We start from the raw sequence: 15,759 nt of genomic DNA, 5'->3' as shown, positions 1-15,759 counted from the left end.
GGCTTACCGGTCCCGGCGTCTGCGGGCGATGGCGAGCTGGCCTTCGAGGAACGAGAGCATCGAGGTCCCCTCGGCGGCGAGCTGCTGCGGCAGGAACGACGCGCGGGTGAGGCCCGGCAGCGTGTTGAGCTCGAGGAACACGGGTCCTTTGGCGGAAACGATCGCGTCCGTTCTCGAGTACCCCTCGCACCCGAGCGCCTGGTGCGCGGCGACCGCCAGGTCCTGCGCCGCCCGGGATACCGCGGCAGGAACTTCCGCAGGCGTGATCTCTCGAGTGCCCTTGCCCAGATATTTCCCCTCGTAATCGAACGCACGTCCTTCCTCGAGGCGCACCTCGCTCGCCGGCAACGCACGCGGTCCGGACGGCCCGTCGACGATCCCCACGGTCAGCTCGGTGCCGCTGACGAATTCCTCGGCGAGACAGGCTTCCCCCGACTCGTCGATCCCCCGCGCGGCCCGCTCCGCTTCCTCCGCGGATGCCACATGGTACAGGCCGACGCTGCTGCCTCCGGCCACCGGCTTGACCACGATGCGCCGGTAGATCGCGAGCATCTCCCCGAGCTCGTTGCGCAGGACCTTGGGATCCTTCGAGAGATGCACCGAACGGGCGATGCGCACGCCGGCGCCGCTGGCCACCTGCTTCGCCACCTCCTTGTCGAAGGCCCGCGCCGACGCGTCCGCCCCGGGACCGGTGAAAGCGATCCGGCGCGCCTCGAGCATGCGCTGGATGGTGCCGTCTTCGCCTTCGCCCCCGTGCAGGGCGAGGAGAAACACGCGCGACGGCTGACTCTCGAGCGCGGCCACGACCGAAGTGAACGCTGCCGGCGCCGCCGGTTTGAAGTCGCGCTCGAAAGGGCGCTCGAAGGCGGCCAATTCTTCGCGGGTCACCCGATGCACCGCTCCGCTCGGAGCGAGGAACCAGGCCTCCGCCTCGCCGAGCACCGCGGCGACATGTTGCGCGGAGGCCACGGAAACGCGGCGCTCGTTGCTGGTCCCGCCGAAAAGGATGATCGCGTCGGAGCCGGACATTGCCGGTCAAGGTACCATCGCACGCATCGGGGCGCAGCGTTACCATCGGCGCGCGATGAAGATCCGGTCGACGACGGTCGTTTGCGTGCGCAAGGACGGGAAGGTTGCCCTCGGCGCGGACGGGCAGGTCACGCTCGACAAGACGGTGATGAAGCACGGCGCGAGGAAGCTGCGGCGGCTCGGCGACGGGTCGGTGCTGGCGGGCTTCGCAGGCGCCACAGCCGACGCCTTCACCCTGTTCGACCGCTTCGAGGGAAAGCTGAAGGATTTCAACAAGAACCTCGCGCGGGCAGCGGTCGAGCTCGCCAAGGACTGGCGCACCGATCGGTTCCTGCGGCGGCTCGAGGCGCTGCTGGTGGTCGCCGACAAGGAGCGCACCCTGATCCTGTCGGGCACCGGAGACGTGGTGGAGCCCGACGACGGCGTCGCCGCCATCGGCAGCGGCGGTCCTTTCGCGCAAGCGGCCGCCGTGGCGCTCCTGGCTCATTCGCAGCTCGGCGCGCGCCAGGTCGTCGAGGAGTCGCTGCGCATCGCCGGGCGCATCTGCATCTACACCAACGATCAGATCTCCATCGAGGAACTGTGATCTCATGACCGCCGGAAAAGATCTGACGCCGCGCGAGATCGTCGCGGAGCTGGACCGCTACATCGTCGGGCAGGACGCCGCGAAGCGCGCCGTGGCCATCGCGCTGCGCAACCGGTGGCGGCGGTTCCGGCTTACCCCCGAGCTGCGCGACGAGGTGATGCCGAAGAACATCATCCTGGTGGGCCCGACGGGCGTGGGCAAGACGGAGATCGCGCGCCGGCTGGCGCGGCTCGCGGGCGCGCCTTTCGTCAAGGTGGAGGCGTCGAAGTTCACCGAGGTCGGCTACGTCGGAAAAGACGTCGACTCGATGATCCGCGACCTCGTCGAGGCCGGCGTGGCGCTCGTGCGCGAGGAGCGGCAGCGCGAGGTCCAGCCGCGGGCGGAGGAGATGGCCGAGGAGAGGCTGCTTGATCTGCTCCTGCCGGGGTCGCGCGACTCCACCCGCGAGAAGCTGCGCGGGATGCTCCGCGCCGGCGGCCTGGACGACCGCTCCGTGGAAGTGGACGTGCAGGAGCGCGCCGCTCCCACCATGCAGATCTTCGGCTCGCAGGGGATGGAGGAGATGGGCCTCAATCTCCAGGAGATGCTGGGAAACCTTCCCTTCGGAAAGAAGAGCAAGAAGCGAAAGCTCTCCGTCCCCGAGGCGCGGCGCGTGCTCGCGCAGGACGAGGGGGAGAAGCTCGTCGACAAGGACAGCCTGGCGCGCGAGGCGCTGGAACGGGTGCAGTCGAACGGGATCGTGTTCATCGACGAGATCGACAAGGTGGCGCTGCCCTCGGGGCAGGCGCACGGGCCCGACGTCTCCCGGGGCGGCGTCCAGCGCGATCTGCTGCCCATCGTCGAAGGGAGCACGGTGAACACGAAATACGGCCCGGTCAAGACCGACCACGTGCTGTTCATTGCCGCCGGCGCCTTCCACCTGGCGAAGGTGAGCGATCTGTTGCCGGAGCTGCAGGGGCGCTTTCCCATCCGCGTCGAGCTGGAGGCGCTCTCGCAGGCGGACCTGGTGCGCATCCTGGCGGAGCCGCGCAACGCGCTCACGCGACAGTACACGGCGCTGCTCGGCGCGGAAGGAGTCGAGCTGGTCTTCGACGCGAGCGGCATCGAGGAGCTGGCCCGCGTCGCCCAGGACATGAACACGCGGACGCAGAACATCGGCGCCCGCCGGCTCCACACCGTGCTGGAGAAGGTCCTCGAGGACGTCTCGTTTGCCGCGCCGGACTTCGCCGGGAAATCGGTCCGCGTCGACGCGTCCTACGTCCGCGACAAGCTCGACCGCGTCCTCAAGGACGAAGACCTTTCGCGATACATCCTCTGAGACCAACGGAGCGTCCCCGCATGGCGGTGGCGTGGGTCAGAGAGAGAGCCGCACGCCCAGCGTGACGAAGCTGAAGACGTAGTCGCCGGGCTTGTTGGGTCGTGTGATCTGCGGTCGAACATCCTGGTTGAGCTAGCGGCGCGGCATTGCGCGCTTGGCGACCGCCTGATCGCGGCCCTCGACCTGCACGACCCCCTGCTCGAGCAGCTCGCAGAGGATGCGCGCGGTGTCCAGCCGCTTGAGGCCGCAGATCGCGTAGAGGTCCTCGAAGGAGACCTCGCCGTCGATCTGGGCCAGCACGAATCCGGCGCGCGGATCGAGGTTCAGCCAGATGATCTCGTCCGGCGGAATGGCGGTGCGGGGCCGCGCATCCATCGCGCCGATCTTGCTCTCGTACATCAGCGTCAGGTTCTGCTCACAGACATCGTAGAGCTGGAGTGCATCCTTGTCGTTGGGCTTTCGGTCCAGCACCTTGTTCAGGAGCTCCAGCGCGCCGGAGAAGTCGTTGAGCGCGACCAGCTCGCGCGCGCCGCGCATCCAGACGTCGGTCTCGTCGTCGGACACAGCGGCGCTCGGAAGCGTCTCCGCATGGATGGACCAGGCTCCGCCGCCGCTGTCGCCGGTCTCCGGCTGCGGGATGGCGAGTGACGGTCCGTCGTCCCATGGGCTCTGCGGAGGCGCGGGCGGATTCGCGGCGGGAGGCGGACGCTGTCCGGGCGTCGCTCCGGGCTTCGCTTTCTTTGCCTTCGGATCCGGTGCAGCAGGCTTCGCGGCCTGCCGCGGAGCTGGTGCAGCGGCGGGCGTAGCGGGTGCCGCGGCCGCCGGCTGGGACGGGAGCCACGGGTGCGGAGCAGACCCGTTCGGAGCTGTTGCGCGCCCACCCGGGGCCATGACCGCATGGATGCGCTCCAGCGCCGAACGCAGGAACTCGCGCGCGCGCAGATTGGTCGGCTCGAGCAGGTAAGCCTCTTCCCAGGCGCGCACCGCGTCGAGCATCTTGCCCTTGCGGTAATGATCGAGACCCTCGAGAAGCAGGGCTGAAAAGCGGCCGCCGCCGCCCTGGAGGGCCATCTAGCGACCTCCAGTGCTGCGCGCGAGCGCGCCCTTGAGCGCTTCCAGCATGCGCTCGAGGCGGTCCAGAGAACCCGCCAGTGCCTCGCTCTCGCGCTGCGCAAGCTGCAGGCGCGCCACGGAGAGCGCCGCCTGTGCGCGCTGCAGAGGCTCCTGACCGAGGCCGTTCTGGGCCGCCCGCGTGAGGCGGGGCCAGAGCGCCTCGAACTCGCGGAACAGCTCCTCCGCCCGCGTCTTGTGGTCCTGGAACTCGGGGTCCTCCTTCTGGGCAAGCATCCAGTCCTCGTTGGACTGGGTCGCCTTCCGGATCTCGTCCTCGGTCAGGCCCGAAGAAGCGGTGACGGTGATGCTCTGGCGCGTCCCCGTCTGCATGTCGATGGCGGAAACCGAGACGATGCCGTCCGCGCTGATGTCGAAGATGACGTCGATGTCGACCGCTCCTCGCTTCGCAGCCCGCAGGCCGGTGAGCATGAACTCGCCGAGCAGCTCGTTGTCGATCGCCGCTTCGTTCTCGCCCTGCAACACGGTGATCTTCGCGGAGGTCTGATCGTCCTTCACGGTGGTGAAGACGTGGTGCGCGCTGGTCGGCACCGTGGTGTTCTTGGAGATGATCTTCTGGAAGAAGCCGCCGGCGATGGCGATGCCCAGGCTGTGCGGCGTCACGTCCAGGAGCAGCATCTCCTGCTCGTCGTGCAGCAGCATCGCTCCCTGGATGGCCGCGCCGAGGGCGACCGCCTCGTCCGGGTTGACGTTCTTCGCGGGATCCCTGCCGAAGAGGCGCTTCACTTCTTCCTGGATCTTCGGCATCCGCGTCTGCCCGCCCACCAGCAGCACGTCGCCGAGCTGGCCGGCGTGCACCTTGGCTTCCCCGAGCACCTGCTCGCAGACCTTCATGCAGCGCTGCACCAGCCCGGCCGTCATCTCCTCCAGCTGGTCGCGGGAGAGCGTAGCCTGCAGGTGCAGCGGTCCGGACTGCTGCGTGGCGGAGATGAAGGGCAGGTTGATCTCCACCTGCTTGAGCGAGCTGAGCTCGCACTTCGCCTTCTCCGCCGCGTCGCGCAGGCGCTGCAGCGCCATCTTGTCCTTGCGCAGATCGATGCCGTGCTTCTGGGCAAACGGCTCGGCGAGGAAGTCGATGATCCGGTTGTCGAAGTCCTCGCCGCCGAGCAGCGAGTCGCCGCCGGTCGCCTCGACTTCGAACACGCCCTTGAACATGTGCAGCACGCTGAAGTCGAACGTGCCGCCGCCCAGATCGAAGACCGCGACCTGCCGCTCCGCCTGCGCCTTCCCGAATCCGTAGGCGAGCGCCGCGGAGGTGGGCTCGTTGATGATCCGGATCACTTCCAGGCCGGCGATGCGCCCGGCGTCCTTGGTGGCGTTGCGCTGCGAGTCGTTGAAGTAGGCAGGGCAGGTGATGACCGCCTTGCTCACCGGCGCGTTGAAGAACGCCTCGGCGTCGAGGCGCAACTCGGTGAGGACCATCGCGGAGATCTCCGGCGGCGAGTACTGCTGCTCGCCGAGCGTGATGCGCACGTCGTCGTGCGGGCCCGCCACCACCGAGTAGGGCATGCGCTGGATGGCTTCCTGCGTCATTTTCGCGGACCAGCGGCGGCCCATCAGCCGCTTCACTGCGACCACCGTGCGTTCGGCGTTGGTGACCGCCTGGCGTCGGGCGAGCGATCCGACGAGCCGTTTCCCGTTGCGCGCCAGCGCCACCACGGAGGGGGTGAGCCGGTAGCCGCTGCGGTTGGAAATGACGGTCGGAGTGCCGCCCTGCACCGTGGCGCAGACGGAGTTGGTGGTGCCGAGATCGATGCCGATGACCAGCTCGCCCAAAGTGATCCTACAGCGTCCGGAGGAGCGCCTTGGCCTCCTTGTGATCGGGGTTCTTGTTGAGAAGCGCGGCCAGCTCGGTCCGCGCTCGCGCCTTCATGCCCGCCGACACGAACAGCCGCGAGAGCAGCCAGCGGGCGCTGCCGTCGTCGGGATTCAACTCCACCGCGCGGGACGCCCAGATGGTGGCGGCCCGGGCGTCGCCCGTTTCCATCGCGCAGCGGGCAGCGCCCACGGCGGCAGCGAAGCTCGCGGGATCGTTCTGGAAGGCGGCCGAATAGGCGGCGATCGCCTCGGGGAAACGGCGCTTCTCTTCGCGTTCCTTGGCGGACGCGAGCGCCGAATTGGCCCGGGCTTTGGCCTGCTCCCGCTCCAGCTCGACCAGCTTGGCGGAGATCTCGTGCCGCTTCGGATCGAGCTCGCGCGCGGCCTTGAGAGCGAAGATGGCCTGCGTGCGCTCGCCGTTGAGCACTGACTCCAGCGCCTCCTCGTAGAGCTTGCGCGCCGCGCCGATGCGGGCGAATCCCTTGGTCCGCAGCAGGCGCTCGCGGCGCTCGCGTGCGCGGCGTTCCTCTTCGGCGACGGAGAGCTCCCGGCGCTCCACCGCCACGCGGTCGGTCTGCGAAAGCTCCGCCCGATGGTCGCGGTCGTATCCCGCGCGCATCTCCTCGTCGGACAGCACCTGGTAAGCGGCCGAGAGACGCTGGAACCATTTCGAGAGGAGTGGCCCGAACTTGCCGGTCTCCTTGCGGTACCAGGCGTCGGGGTGGAAGCGCTTCGACTTCTCGAGGTACGCGCGGCGGACCGTACCACCGTCGGCGTCGGCACCGACGCCAAGCAGCTCGTAGTGCGTCAGCCGATCCCCGCGCGCCTCCAGCTGCTGCAGCTCGTTCTGCATGTCGGCCGGAAGCTCGATGATCCCTCCGGGGCTCGTTTCCGCCGCACCCAAAACGGTTCCCCCTGCGCGCGAGCGTTCCAGCCCCCGCGTATCGGCAAGATATCCCAGCGTGCAATCGCCACAAAAGGTTTGCTACGCCTTGACGACAGCCTCTGCGAGCAACTCTGACGCACGGTCGATCTCCTCGTCGGACACTGTGAGCGGAGGTGCGAGGCGCACCACCCGATCCCCCACAGCGTTCACGAGCAGCCCGAGCTCGCGCGCTTTCGCGACCACCTTCGGCGCCAGATCTTCTCCGAGGAGAAGCGCGCGCAGTAGACCCGCGCCGCGCTCCCCGCTGGTACGCCCGCCGATGGCCCCAAGCCTGCGCGACAGTCGCTCGCCGGCGCGCTGCACCCGCTCGAGGAGACCTTCCGCGAGCAGATCCATCACCGCGCTGGCCGCGGCGGTGGCGAGGGGATTGCCGCCGAAGGTGCTGGCGTGCGTGCCCGGCGTGAAGACCTTCGCCACATCCTCGCGGGCGAGCAGCGCGCCGAGGGGGACTCCCCCGGCGATGCCCTTGGCGAGGGTCATCGCATCCGGCTCGACGCGCTCGTGCTGATGGGCGAAGTACGCGCCGGTGCGTCCCATCCCGGTCTGCACTTCGTCGAGGATCATCAGGGCGCCGTGCTTCGTGCACAGCTCGCGCACCTTGCCGAGATACCCCCGCGGCGGCGGCAGCACTCCCGCCTCGCCCTGGATGGCCTCGAGCATGACGGCGCACGTCTTCTCCGAGATGGCGGCCTCGAGCTCGGCGACGTTCCCGTACTCGAGGAAGCGGAAGCCCTCGGGCAGGGGCCCGAACCCCTGCTGGTACTTGTGCTGGCCGGTGGCGGCGAGAGATCCGAGCGTACGACCGTGGAAGGAGTTGTGGAAGCACAGGATCTCGATCCGCTCCGGATGTCCGTTCACCACATGGAAGTGGCGGGCCAGCTTGATCATCGCCTCGTTCGCCTCTGTGCCGCTGTTGCAGAAGAAGGCGCGCTTCAGCGTCTTGGTCTGCGCGGTCAGCTTCTCCGCCAGCCGGATCTGCGGCTCGGTCACGTACAGATTCGACGCGTGCCAGAGGAGCTTCGCCTGCTCCATCAACGCCTCGCGTACGCGGGGATTGGCGTGTCCGACGCTGACGGTGGCGATGCCGCCGATGAAATCGAGATACCGCTTGCCGTCCGCGTCGAACACCCAGCACCCCTCGCCACGAACCAGGGCGATGGGCTGCGTCCGGTAGTTCTGGAAGAGCACGGACTGGGCGCGCTGCACGAGGTCCTGGTTGGTCATCGCGCCTCCTGCAGGTCGCGGAGCGTTCCGGCGAAGTACGCGACGTTGTGGAACGCCTCGCGAGCGATCTGTTCCCCGACGAAGCGGGCGTCGTCGCCCGAAGAGCCGAAGACGACGATGCGGGTATTGTGGTCGGTGTTGGGCAGGCGGTTGTCGTCCTTGGCCTTCTTCAGCTCGCCCACGTCCTTGCCCTGCAGCACCAGCGCGCGGGGAATGTTCCTCGCTCCCTGGACGGATCCGCGGGCGAACTCGTCGGCGGAGCGGACGTCGATGAATACGGCCGTGCGGTCCTCGCGCATCACCCGCTCGATGGCATCCGCCTCGATCTGCGTGACGCCGCCCAGCGCGCGCCAGACGGGGATACCGAGCTGGTAACGGCGGACGCTCGTGTATCCCGCTGCCGCGAGCTCCTCGCTCAGGCGCTTGCTCTTCCCGCAGAACGGGCCGTTGCAATAGAGGACCAGGGGCGTTTGCTTGCGGTCCTGCAGCAGCCGGCCCACTTCCGCCACGTCGGAGACGTATGCGGACGCCGCCATTCCGGGCTTGGCGGCGACGTTCAAGGCGCCGGGAATGTGACTGACCGCGTACTCCGCCCGCGGTCGCGAGTCGAGGACGGTGGCGCTCTTGCTGGCGAGGATCTCCCGCAGCTCCTGCGTGGAAATCTCCGGCGTCTTCGCCGAAGCGTCGGCGAGGGTGGCGGTGAAGACGTCGGCCGCGGAGAGCAACAGGATGGCGAAAAACATGATCAGGTCCCCTTGTTGCGCGCCTTCTGCGCGTATTCGATCAGCTTGTCCAGGTAACCTTCGATCGGCGGGCAGGAGATCCCGGTTCCGTCGAGGATCTCCAGCGTGTTCCGGCTCGAGTAGAAGCTGAGGTGGTTGACGGTCGCAAAGGCCATGCGCTGCTCGCGGGTCAGCCGCTCCAGGCCGGGCAGCTTCAGCAGCGTGTCGGTGAGCTTGTATCCGAGCGAGAGCCTCGGCAGCTTCTTGCCTTCGCGTTCGGCCACCCGCTCGTAGACGCGGCGGGAGCTGGAGGGATTCGGATCGACGATCTGGAACGTGCGGCCCACTGCGCGGGGATCGTGGTGGATGGCGGCCGCGGCGGCGGCGACGAAGTCGATGGGAACCACGTTCAGCGGCGCCACTCCGTCGCCGGGCAGGGGCAGCGGCACCTGCAGCCGGGTGGAGAGCAGCAGGCCGGCGACGATGTAGGGGCCGTCGAAGCGATCGATTTCCCCGGTCCGCGAATCGCCGACGATGAACGCCGGGCGCAGCACGGTGCAGGGGAGCTGGCCCATCGCCCGCCGCACCAGCAGCTCGGCCTCGAATTTGCTCTGCTCGTAGAAGCTGCGGAACGACTGCCCGGCGGAGAGCTCGTCCTCGGCGATGACCCCGACGCGGTCCCCGCTCACGAACACGGTGGAGAAGTGCGTGAAGCGGCGCAGCCCGCGGCAGTCTTGCGCGAGCTCGAGCACGGTCCGGGTGCCCTCGACGTTCTCCCGCTCCAGGGCCGGCTTGTCCGCGCCCACGTTGCTCGAGTCTGCGACGTGCACGATCTCGGAGCAGTCCGCGGAGAGGTCGCGGTACTCGGCCGTCGAAAGCCCGAGATGCATGGAAGCGACGTCACCGGTGAGCACGCGTGCGTCCGGCAGGGTGGCCGCGAAGTCCGCCGCCGGCTCCGCGTGCTCCTCCGGTACGAGGAGCACCACCGGACCGCGCGAGGCCAGGGCGCCGGCCACGCGGCGCGCGAGCAGCTTGGGAAAGCCGGTGACGAGGACCATCAGGCCTCCTGCCGCAGCCGCGCGATCAGTCGTTGCACCTGCGCGGAGAGATCGGCCTCGGATCCGGAGTTGTCGATGACGACCGTGGCGTGGCGCGCCTTCTCCTCGGCGGAAAGCTGCGAGGCGATCCGCGCGCGCGCCTCGCTCTCGCTCGTGCCGTCGCGCAGGAGCATGCGCTCGATCTGCGCTTCCGGTGGAGCCGTGACGAGGATGAGCCCGTCGAGGTCCCGCTGCAGCCCGTTCTCCACGATCAGCGCCGCTTCGTACACCGCTACGCGCTCCCCCGCCTGGGTGAGCGCCGCCATGCGGTTGGCCACCTCCTCGGCGATCCGTGGGTGGATGATGGCGTTCAGCGCGGCCCGCTCGCCGGCGTCCGCGAAGACGAGCGCGGCGAGCGCCTTGCGATCGAGCGAGCCGTCGCGGCGGAGCATTCCGGGAAAGCGCGCGGCGATGTCGCGCAGCGCCGGCTTGCCGGGCTCCACCACCTCGCGCGCGACGAGGTCGGCGTCGATCACGGGGATCCCGCCCGCCGCGAGCATCCTCGCCACCGTGCTCTTGCCGGAGCCGATGTTGCCGGTTAATCCCCAGATCCGCACCCGCCGAGTGTACACTGCGCCCCCTCCATGAAGCGCCTCGTCCCTCTGCTCCTCGTCGCCAAGGCTGCGCTCGCTTCCGACCTGGTGGGCCCCGCGTCCTGCCGGACGTGTCACGCCGAGGCCTACCGCATCTGGGCGGCGAGCCCGCACGCGCGCGCGGCGCAGGCCCTCACGCCGGAACAGCGCCAGAAGCCGCTCTGCCTGCAGTGCCACTCCCGCGACGAGCAGCGCGCCGGGCAGGCCGACGTGCAGGGCGTCTCGTGCGAGACCTGCCATGGCGGCGGCCGCTGGTACCAGCCCGCGGTGGTAATGCGCGACAAGGAGCTCTCCCGGCTCTTCGGCCTCGTCGATCCCGCTCCGCAGACCTGCGTGGTTTGCCACGGAGCCCAGTCGCCCTCGCTGCGCCCGTTCGATGCCAGGGAGGCGATGCAGCGCATCGATCACTGGACCGCCGACCGCGCCGCGCGCAAGCCGAAGCTGTCCACGTGGCTCAAGGAAAGGCCGTGAGCTCCGCAGCAGAGCTGGTGCCGGCGGGCCCGGCGGCGAACGCCGTCAGCGAAGTCGCCCAGCTCCCCCCTCTCACCGAGGAGCAGAGCCACTTCGTCGTCGAGAAGGTCTGGCGGTTCTTCTGCTCGCTGCGGCTGACGCTCGCGAACCTCTTGCTCCTCTTCCTCGCCATGATCGCGGGGACCTTCGTCAATCCCCAGAACGACTCGCTCGCGAACATCGAGCACGCGCTCGCCGGGCGCATCTGGACGCTTCGCGGGTACCGCTGGTTCGAGCTGTACGACCTGTTCCACTCCTGGTGGTTCACCGCCCTCCTCCTCTCGCTGGCGCTGAACCTCGTCGCCTGCTCACTCGAGCGGTTGCCCCGCATCTGGTATCTCGTGCGCTACCCGGAGCGGCGGCTCGACCACGTGGTCGGGCTGCGGTTCAAGGTGCCCGCCGCTGCGAGTGAGCTCTCCGCCGACGCGGTCGCGGACACCTTGCGGAAGCGGCGGTACCGGGTCCAGGTGCAGGACGGATTCGTCTTCGCCGAGCGCGGGCGGTATGCGCGCTTCGGCGTCTGGGTCGTCCATCTCTCGCTGCTGCTGATCCTCGGCGGCGGCGTCTTCGGCCGTCTCAGCGCCTTCGAAGGCACGGCGCAGGTTCCGCAGAACGGCGGGATCATCTCCGGCTTCGTGCAGCGCAATCCGGACGGCACCGAATTCAAGCACCGCCTGGTGGACGCCGGAACGGGGCGGCCGTTCCTCGTGCAGTGCAACGACTTCCGCCTGAAGGAGTTCGAGCCCGGGCGGCCCAAGGCGTTCGAATCCGATCTGGTGGCCTTCGAGGACCTCGGGTCGCGCGAGCCCGGCCGTGAGCTGGCGCGGGCCACCATCACGGTCAACCACCCCCTGCGTTACGGCGGCCTCACCTTCTACCAGGCGAGCTACGCCCAGCTCGGGGATGGCCAGCGAGCGAAGATCAGTCTCCGCGACCGCGCCAGCCGGACGACCCGCGAGATGATGGTCTCGGCGGACGAAGTGATCGAAGCGGCGGAGGGGCTGACGTATCGGCTCGTGGAGTACAGCCAGGACTTTGCCGGTCTCGGCCCGGCGGTGCAGGTGGTGCGCACGGAGGACGGCAGGCGATCGAGCTTCTGGGTGTTCGCGCGGGATTCCGGGTTCGATGCCCGGAACCGCGCCGACCGCTTCTCGTTCTCGTTCGAGCGGCTGGCGCCCCTCTACGCGACGGGGTTGCAGATCGCGCGCGATCCTTCCACGCCGGTGGTTTACGCCGGCTGCTTCCTGCTCTTCGCGGGAATCGGCATCGCCTTCTACACCTCGCACAAGCGGGTCTGGGTCCAGGTGGCCGCCGGGAAGGTGGCTCTCGGCGGTGCGTCTCACCGGAATGCGGAGGCGTTCGGGCGGGAGTTCGCGCAGCTCCGGCAAGACCTGTCGCTGTGATCGTGCTCTCCGCAGAGTTCGTCAAGTCCGCGGCGGATGCGCGGGGATGGCCGCCCGCCGGCCCCCCGGAATTCGCCTTCTGCGGGCGCAGCAACGTCGGCAAGTCGTCGGCGCTGAACGCGCTGGCCGCGCGCAAGTCGCTGGCGCGGGTCTCGCGGACGCCAGGCCGGACGCGGCTCATCAACTTCTTCGACCTGCGGGTCGCGGAGAAGACGCGCTCGGGTGGCCGCGGCGCGGAGGAGCACGTCGTGTTCGCTGATCTGCCGGGATACGGATTCGCCAGCGGGCCGCGAGATGAGCGCGAGACCTGGCGCCCGATGATCGAGGAGTACCTGACCCGGCGCGAGCCGCTCCGCGCCTTCGTCGTCCTGATCGACGGCGAGCTCGGAGCGCAAGCCAGCGACATCGAGATGGTTCGCTGGGCCGAGACCCTCGGTCGCACCGTGGTCGTCGCGGCCACCAAGCTCGACCGGCTCTCGCGAAACCGACGCGGACAGCAGCTGGATCGGGTCGCCGGGGAGCTCGCGGTGCCGAAGGTAATCGGCTTCTCTGCCCGCGAGCACTTCGGCGTGGAGGAGCTCTGGGAAGAGCTCCTCCAGGAGTGGACTCTCCCTACGTGACCGGCATCTGCGAACGGCTCATCACGTCTTGGTTGACGCCCAGCTCGTCTGCCTTGCGCCGCATCCGGTCGCCGAGCTCGTTGCGGAATTCTTCGCCGCTCTTGGGCGCGAAGGCGAGGCCGATGCCTGCGCCGACGAGGCAACCCAGCAGGAAGATGCCGATGGTCCCGAGCGCGCTCGCCCAGGCGCTGCTCCGCTCCTCGAGGCCGATTGCCTCGAGCACGTCGTCCTTGTCGATGTCCTGCAGGTACTTGAGGGCCTTCAGCCCCTGCTTCCGGATGTCCTTGACCATGATGGCCTCCAATGGCGGCCGCCCGTGGCCGCTCACCACGTGAACGCTGACGTACTTTCCCCGTCGGAATCTGCGCACGAACGATGCGACGTGCCCGGACGTTTCGAACCGAGCCTCCGGGGTCGCCTTCGGCGGCCCAAAGGGGGCTAGAACGTCGGGCCAGCCGCTCCCTCGCCCGCCGCGTGGGCGGGACCGCCCGCGATGTTCGCGAGCTGGCTCTTGATCACCGGAATCAGCGCGAGCCGCAGTCCGATGCGCACCACCTTGCCGGTCAGCGGAGAGAAGAGGCCGCCGCCGAGCACGTAACCGATGCCGGCCGCCGCCAGCATCATCCCGAGGGGATTGCGCTCGACGCGGCCTCGCAGATCGATCGCGCGGGTAAAGCTCTCCGCCTGGTTCCCGATCGCCTCGCGAAACGCGCGCGCTTCCTCCACCATGCGACGCCCATGATCCATCGCGCCCTGTCCTTCGGAATCGATGTCGATGGCCACTGCCTTCTCCTTTAACGCGACGCGATCTTGCCCAGCAGGTACCCGAGGGCGAGCGCTCCGGCGAGGCACACCATGGGCCGCTCCTTGATGAATTCCGCGGCGGTGTTCAACGCCTGGTCGACCGCCTCGCGCCCCTGCTCGAACATCTGCTGCGCGTCTTCCGGGTTGAAATTGCTGAGGATCTTCGCGGCGGTGCCCTGCCCGTTCGGACCCTGCGGTTCGGTTGCCATGGGGGTATCCCTCCGTGCCGCGAACCTAGGCACCGGCCTTGCCCACGGCTAGCCCCGCGCGGCGCTCCGGGACGGTCACGGGTTTCGGCTCGAGATCGACCCAGAGCGGCAGGTGATCGCTCGCTGCCCGGGTGCGCGGATCGTTGACGACGCCGCAGTCCGTGACCTCCACCGCGGCGTCGACATACGCCCGGTCCAGCCGCAGGAACGGAAGGGCGGAGGGATAGGTGGCGCGCCGCCGGCCGGCGAGCACGGCGGCGTCGCGCAGGGCACCGCGAAGCAGCCGGAGGATGGGGCCCGGAAGCGGCGACCACATGTTGAAGTCGCCACAGAGCACGAGTGGCGCGGCGAGCGCGGTGTCGCGCAGCAGATCCGCGGAAAACAGCATGGCCGCCTGGCGGCGACGCTCGCCCCCGGAGAGGCCGAGATGGAGGTCGAAGAGGTGGAGCTGCTGCCGCCCAGGGAGCTCGAGATCCGCGCGCAGGCACCCGCGCGGCTCCCGATTGGGCACGGAAAGATCGTAGTTGTGCGCGTGCACGATGGGGAAATGGGAGAGGATGGCGTTCCCGTACGGCTCTCCCCGGAGCACGAGGTTTGGTCCGTAGGCGACGAACCATCCCAACCTGCGCCCGAGCCAGGAGGCCTGATCGGCTAGCTCCGTCTCGCGGGCGGTGTGATGCGCGTCGCCCACCTCCTGGAGCGCGGCCACGTCCGCCTTCATGTCGTGCAAGAGCGCCGCGATGCGGGCCAGGTCGCGGCGACCGTCGCGGCCGAAGCCTCCATGGATGTTCCAGGTTACGAGGCGCACGGCGCTTCGTCCCTCGCGTCCCGCGGCAGCTCGCGAAAGGGCCGGCCGCTGCGCTCGAGGAAGAAGCGATGCAGATCCTGCGGGCGCACCACCGACGCGAACGCGCCCTCGCCCAGCTCCTCTGGGTGGATCATGAACGTATCGAGCTGGTCGGGGGCGAGGCCGCCGTGCGAGCCGAACTCGAAGGGGTAGGCCACGGTCTCGCCACAGGGCGCTGCGGTGCCGAGCAGGATGACGTCGCCGGCGCTACGCATGCGCAAGAGGTCGCGAGCGTACACGGCTGCGAGCGGATGTCCCACGCCGTGCGCCATCTCCAGCGCGTCCTGCGGCCGATCCAGCTCCAGCCGGCGGTCGCCTCGCAGCGCCAGGGGGCCTTTTTCGCCGCGCACCAGCGTGAACCCAATCGCTGGTGACTTCGCACAGCGCTCGAGCAGCCCGGCGTGACGAACGCGAATTTCCGACTCACGCAGTGGGTGCGGGACTTCCGTCGAGTACACGTGCGCGATGTCCCCGGCAGGCACCACCAGGAGGGGCCCCTCGGCGCGATCCGGCTGCGCGCCGTCGAGCGCTTTGGCCACATGACGTGCCCAGGCCAGGGCGGCCTTTCCCAGCGTTCCCGGCAGCACCGAGGCGACGCGGCGGTACCAGCGCGCTTGCGCCGCGACTGCTGCCGCCTCGCCACCACCCGCGCCCCCGAAAGCGACCGTGGGCGATCCGGCGGTGCGCCCGTCGGCGAGGAGGTGCTCTCCGAGGGACTCACCGAGAACCAGCTCCGCGGGCTTCGTCGCAGCTTGCCCATGATCGCTGAAGAGGTAGAGCTCGTAACCGAGCTCCGGCAGCGCGTTGACGGCGGCGATGATGCGCCCGAGCATCCGGTCCAGCTCCCAGAGCTTGAGCAGGGCCATGCGCGAGTAGGGTCCCCGCCGGTGCGCGTACTCGTC

18 protein-coding genes are annotated in these 15,759 nt (G+C 69.1%); 5 read left to right on the top strand and 13 right to left on the bottom strand.

Annotation, left to right across the window (positions count from 1 at the left end):
• Positions 1 to 3 precede the first annotated feature (3 nt).
• On the bottom strand, positions 4 to 1,029 hold the full coding sequence (locus tag E6J58_11670; GenBank protein TMB37274.1) for an ATP-grasp domain-containing protein: 1,026 nt from the start codon (positions 1,027 to 1,029) through the stop codon (positions 4 to 6).
• A 55-nt stretch (positions 1,030 to 1,084) separates the two neighbouring features.
• Here E6J58_11670 and hslV point away from each other — a divergent pair, with 55 nt between their 5' ends.
• Together hslV and hslU are read left to right on the top strand one after the other, a co-directional pair.
• Positions 1,085 to 1,615, top strand: coding sequence for an ATP-dependent protease subunit HslV (gene hslV, locus E6J58_11665; GenBank protein ID TMB37273.1), 531 nt, complete (start codon positions 1,085 to 1,087; stop codon positions 1,613 to 1,615).
• A 4-nt stretch (positions 1,616 to 1,619) separates the two neighbouring features.
• Positions 1,620 to 2,933, top strand: a complete 1,314-nt coding sequence (gene hslU / locus E6J58_11660) for an ATP-dependent protease ATPase subunit HslU (protein ID TMB37272.1) — start codon at positions 1,620 to 1,622, stop codon at positions 2,931 to 2,933.
• Between the two features lie 132 nt (positions 2,934 to 3,065).
• Here hslU and E6J58_11655 read toward each other — a convergent pair whose 3' ends face one another.
• From E6J58_11655 to E6J58_11625, 7 genes are all read right to left on the bottom strand, one after another.
• Positions 3,066 to 4,004 carry a hypothetical protein gene (locus tag E6J58_11655; protein ID TMB37271.1) on the bottom strand — a complete coding sequence of 313 codons (939 nt, stop codon included), beginning with the start codon at positions 4,002 to 4,004 and terminating at the stop codon, positions 3,066 to 3,068.
• Positions 4,005 to 5,846, bottom strand: a complete 1,842-nt coding sequence (dnaK, locus tag E6J58_11650; protein ID TMB37270.1) for a molecular chaperone DnaK — start codon at positions 5,844 to 5,846, stop codon at positions 4,005 to 4,007.
• Between the two features lies 1 nt (position 5,847).
• Positions 5,848 to 6,735 (bottom strand): tetratricopeptide repeat protein, encoded by an 888-nt coding sequence (locus E6J58_11645; GenBank protein TMB37269.1) that lies wholly within the window; start codon positions 6,733 to 6,735, stop codon positions 5,848 to 5,850.
• 132 nt (positions 6,736 to 6,867) lie between these two features.
• Complete coding sequence (locus tag E6J58_11640) at positions 6,868 to 8,052, bottom strand: acetylornithine transaminase (protein TMB37268.1); 1,185 nt, start codon at positions 8,050 to 8,052, stop codon at positions 6,868 to 6,870.
• Positions 8,049 to 8,795: a sulfur transferase gene (locus E6J58_11635; GenBank protein ID TMB37267.1), complete on the bottom strand. Its 747-nt coding sequence runs from the start codon at positions 8,793 to 8,795 to the stop codon at positions 8,049 to 8,051. The genes E6J58_11640 and E6J58_11635 overlap by 4 nt, the downstream gene beginning before the upstream one ends.
• A 2-nt stretch (positions 8,796 to 8,797) precedes the next feature.
• Positions 8,798 to 9,832, bottom strand: a complete 1,035-nt coding sequence (locus E6J58_11630) for an NAD-dependent epimerase/dehydratase family protein (GenBank protein TMB37266.1) — start codon at positions 9,830 to 9,832, stop codon at positions 8,798 to 8,800.
• Positions 9,832 to 10,428, bottom strand: a complete 597-nt coding sequence (locus E6J58_11625) for a dephospho-CoA kinase (GenBank protein TMB37265.1) — start codon at positions 10,426 to 10,428, stop codon at positions 9,832 to 9,834. Before E6J58_11625 ends, E6J58_11630 begins: the two co-directional genes overlap by 1 nt.
• Positions 10,429 to 10,455: 27 nt before the next feature.
• On the opposite strand from E6J58_11625, the gene E6J58_11620 reads away from it, so the two are divergent.
• From E6J58_11620 to ysxC, 3 genes are read left to right on the top strand one after another with little or no spacing between them, the layout of a single operon-like run.
• Positions 10,456 to 10,935, top strand: a complete 480-nt coding sequence (locus E6J58_11620; GenBank protein ID TMB37264.1) for a hypothetical protein — start codon at positions 10,456 to 10,458, stop codon at positions 10,933 to 10,935.
• On the top strand, positions 10,932 to 12,377 hold the full coding sequence (locus tag E6J58_11615) for a cytochrome c biogenesis protein ResB (GenBank protein ID TMB37263.1): 1,446 nt from the start codon (positions 10,932 to 10,934) through the stop codon (positions 12,375 to 12,377). Before E6J58_11620 ends, E6J58_11615 begins: the two co-directional genes overlap by 4 nt.
• Entirely contained in the window at positions 12,269 to 12,997 is a 729-nt protein-coding gene (gene ysxC / locus E6J58_11610) for a ribosome biogenesis GTP-binding protein YsxC (GenBank protein ID TMB37262.1), read from the top strand. The genes E6J58_11615 and ysxC overlap by 109 nt, the downstream gene beginning before the upstream one ends.
• On the opposite strand, the gene E6J58_11605 is transcribed toward ysxC, so the two are convergent.
• From E6J58_11605 to E6J58_11585, 5 genes are all read right to left on the bottom strand, one after another.
• Positions 12,990 to 13,367 (bottom strand): YtxH domain-containing protein, encoded by a 378-nt coding sequence (locus tag E6J58_11605; protein TMB37261.1) that lies wholly within the window; start codon positions 13,365 to 13,367, stop codon positions 12,990 to 12,992. The two genes, ysxC and E6J58_11605, sit on opposite strands and share 8 nt — an antisense overlap.
• 68 nt (positions 13,368 to 13,435) lie before the next feature.
• Complete coding sequence (locus E6J58_11600; GenBank protein TMB37260.1) at positions 13,436 to 13,780, bottom strand: hypothetical protein; 345 nt, start codon at positions 13,778 to 13,780, stop codon at positions 13,436 to 13,438.
• 11 nt (positions 13,781 to 13,791) lie between these two features.
• Positions 13,792 to 14,010, bottom strand: a complete 219-nt coding sequence (locus tag E6J58_11595) for a hypothetical protein (protein ID TMB37259.1) — start codon at positions 14,008 to 14,010, stop codon at positions 13,792 to 13,794.
• Positions 14,011 to 14,035: 25 nt separating this feature from the next.
• On the bottom strand, positions 14,036 to 14,818 hold the full coding sequence (locus E6J58_11590) for an endonuclease (GenBank protein ID TMB37258.1): 783 nt from the start codon (positions 14,816 to 14,818) through the stop codon (positions 14,036 to 14,038).
• Positions 14,806 to 15,759, bottom strand: a 954-nt coding sequence (locus E6J58_11585) for a hypothetical protein (protein ID TMB37406.1), incomplete at its 5' end; no start/stop codon positions are given. The genes E6J58_11585 and E6J58_11590, both read right to left, overlap by 13 nt.

Source organism: Deltaproteobacteria bacterium (assembly GCA_005879535.1).
In the GTDB taxonomy this organism is placed as follows: Bacteria; Myxococcota; Myxococcia; order Myxococcales; family 40CM-4-68-19; genus 40CM-4-68-19.
Note: the sequence above shows the minus strand (reverse complement) of the source record. Positions and strands in the feature narration are given on the sequence as shown.

Coding starts and splice junctions, on each gene's coding strand:
- E6J58_11670 (TMB37274.1), bottom strand. CDS start 1,029: ATGTCCGGCTCCGACGCGATCATCCTTTTCGGCGGGACCAGCAACGAG.
- hslV (TMB37273.1), top strand. CDS start 1,085: ATGAAGATCCGGTCGACGACGGTCGTTTGCGTGCGCAAGGACGGGAAG.
- hslU (TMB37272.1), top strand. CDS start 1,620: ATGACCGCCGGAAAAGATCTGACGCCGCGCGAGATCGTCGCGGAGCTG.
- E6J58_11655 (TMB37271.1), bottom strand. CDS start 4,004: ATGGCCCTCCAGGGCGGCGGCGGCCGCTTTTCAGCCCTGCTTCTCGAG.
- E6J58_11645 (TMB37269.1), bottom strand. CDS start 6,735: ATGCAGAACGAGCTGCAGCAGCTGGAGGCGCGCGGGGATCGGCTGACG.
- E6J58_11640 (TMB37268.1), bottom strand. CDS start 8,052: ATGACCAACCAGGACCTCGTGCAGCGCGCCCAGTCCGTGCTCTTCCAG.
- E6J58_11635 (TMB37267.1), bottom strand. CDS start 8,795: ATGTTTTTCGCCATCCTGTTGCTCTCCGCGGCCGACGTCTTCACCGCC.
- E6J58_11630 (TMB37266.1), bottom strand. CDS start 9,832: ATGGTCCTCGTCACCGGCTTTCCCAAGCTGCTCGCGCGCCGCGTGGCC.
- E6J58_11620 (TMB37264.1), top strand. CDS start 10,456: ATGAAGCGCCTCGTCCCTCTGCTCCTCGTCGCCAAGGCTGCGCTCGCT.
- E6J58_11595 (TMB37259.1), bottom strand. CDS start 14,010: ATGGCAACCGAACCGCAGGGTCCGAACGGGCAGGGCACCGCCGCGAAG.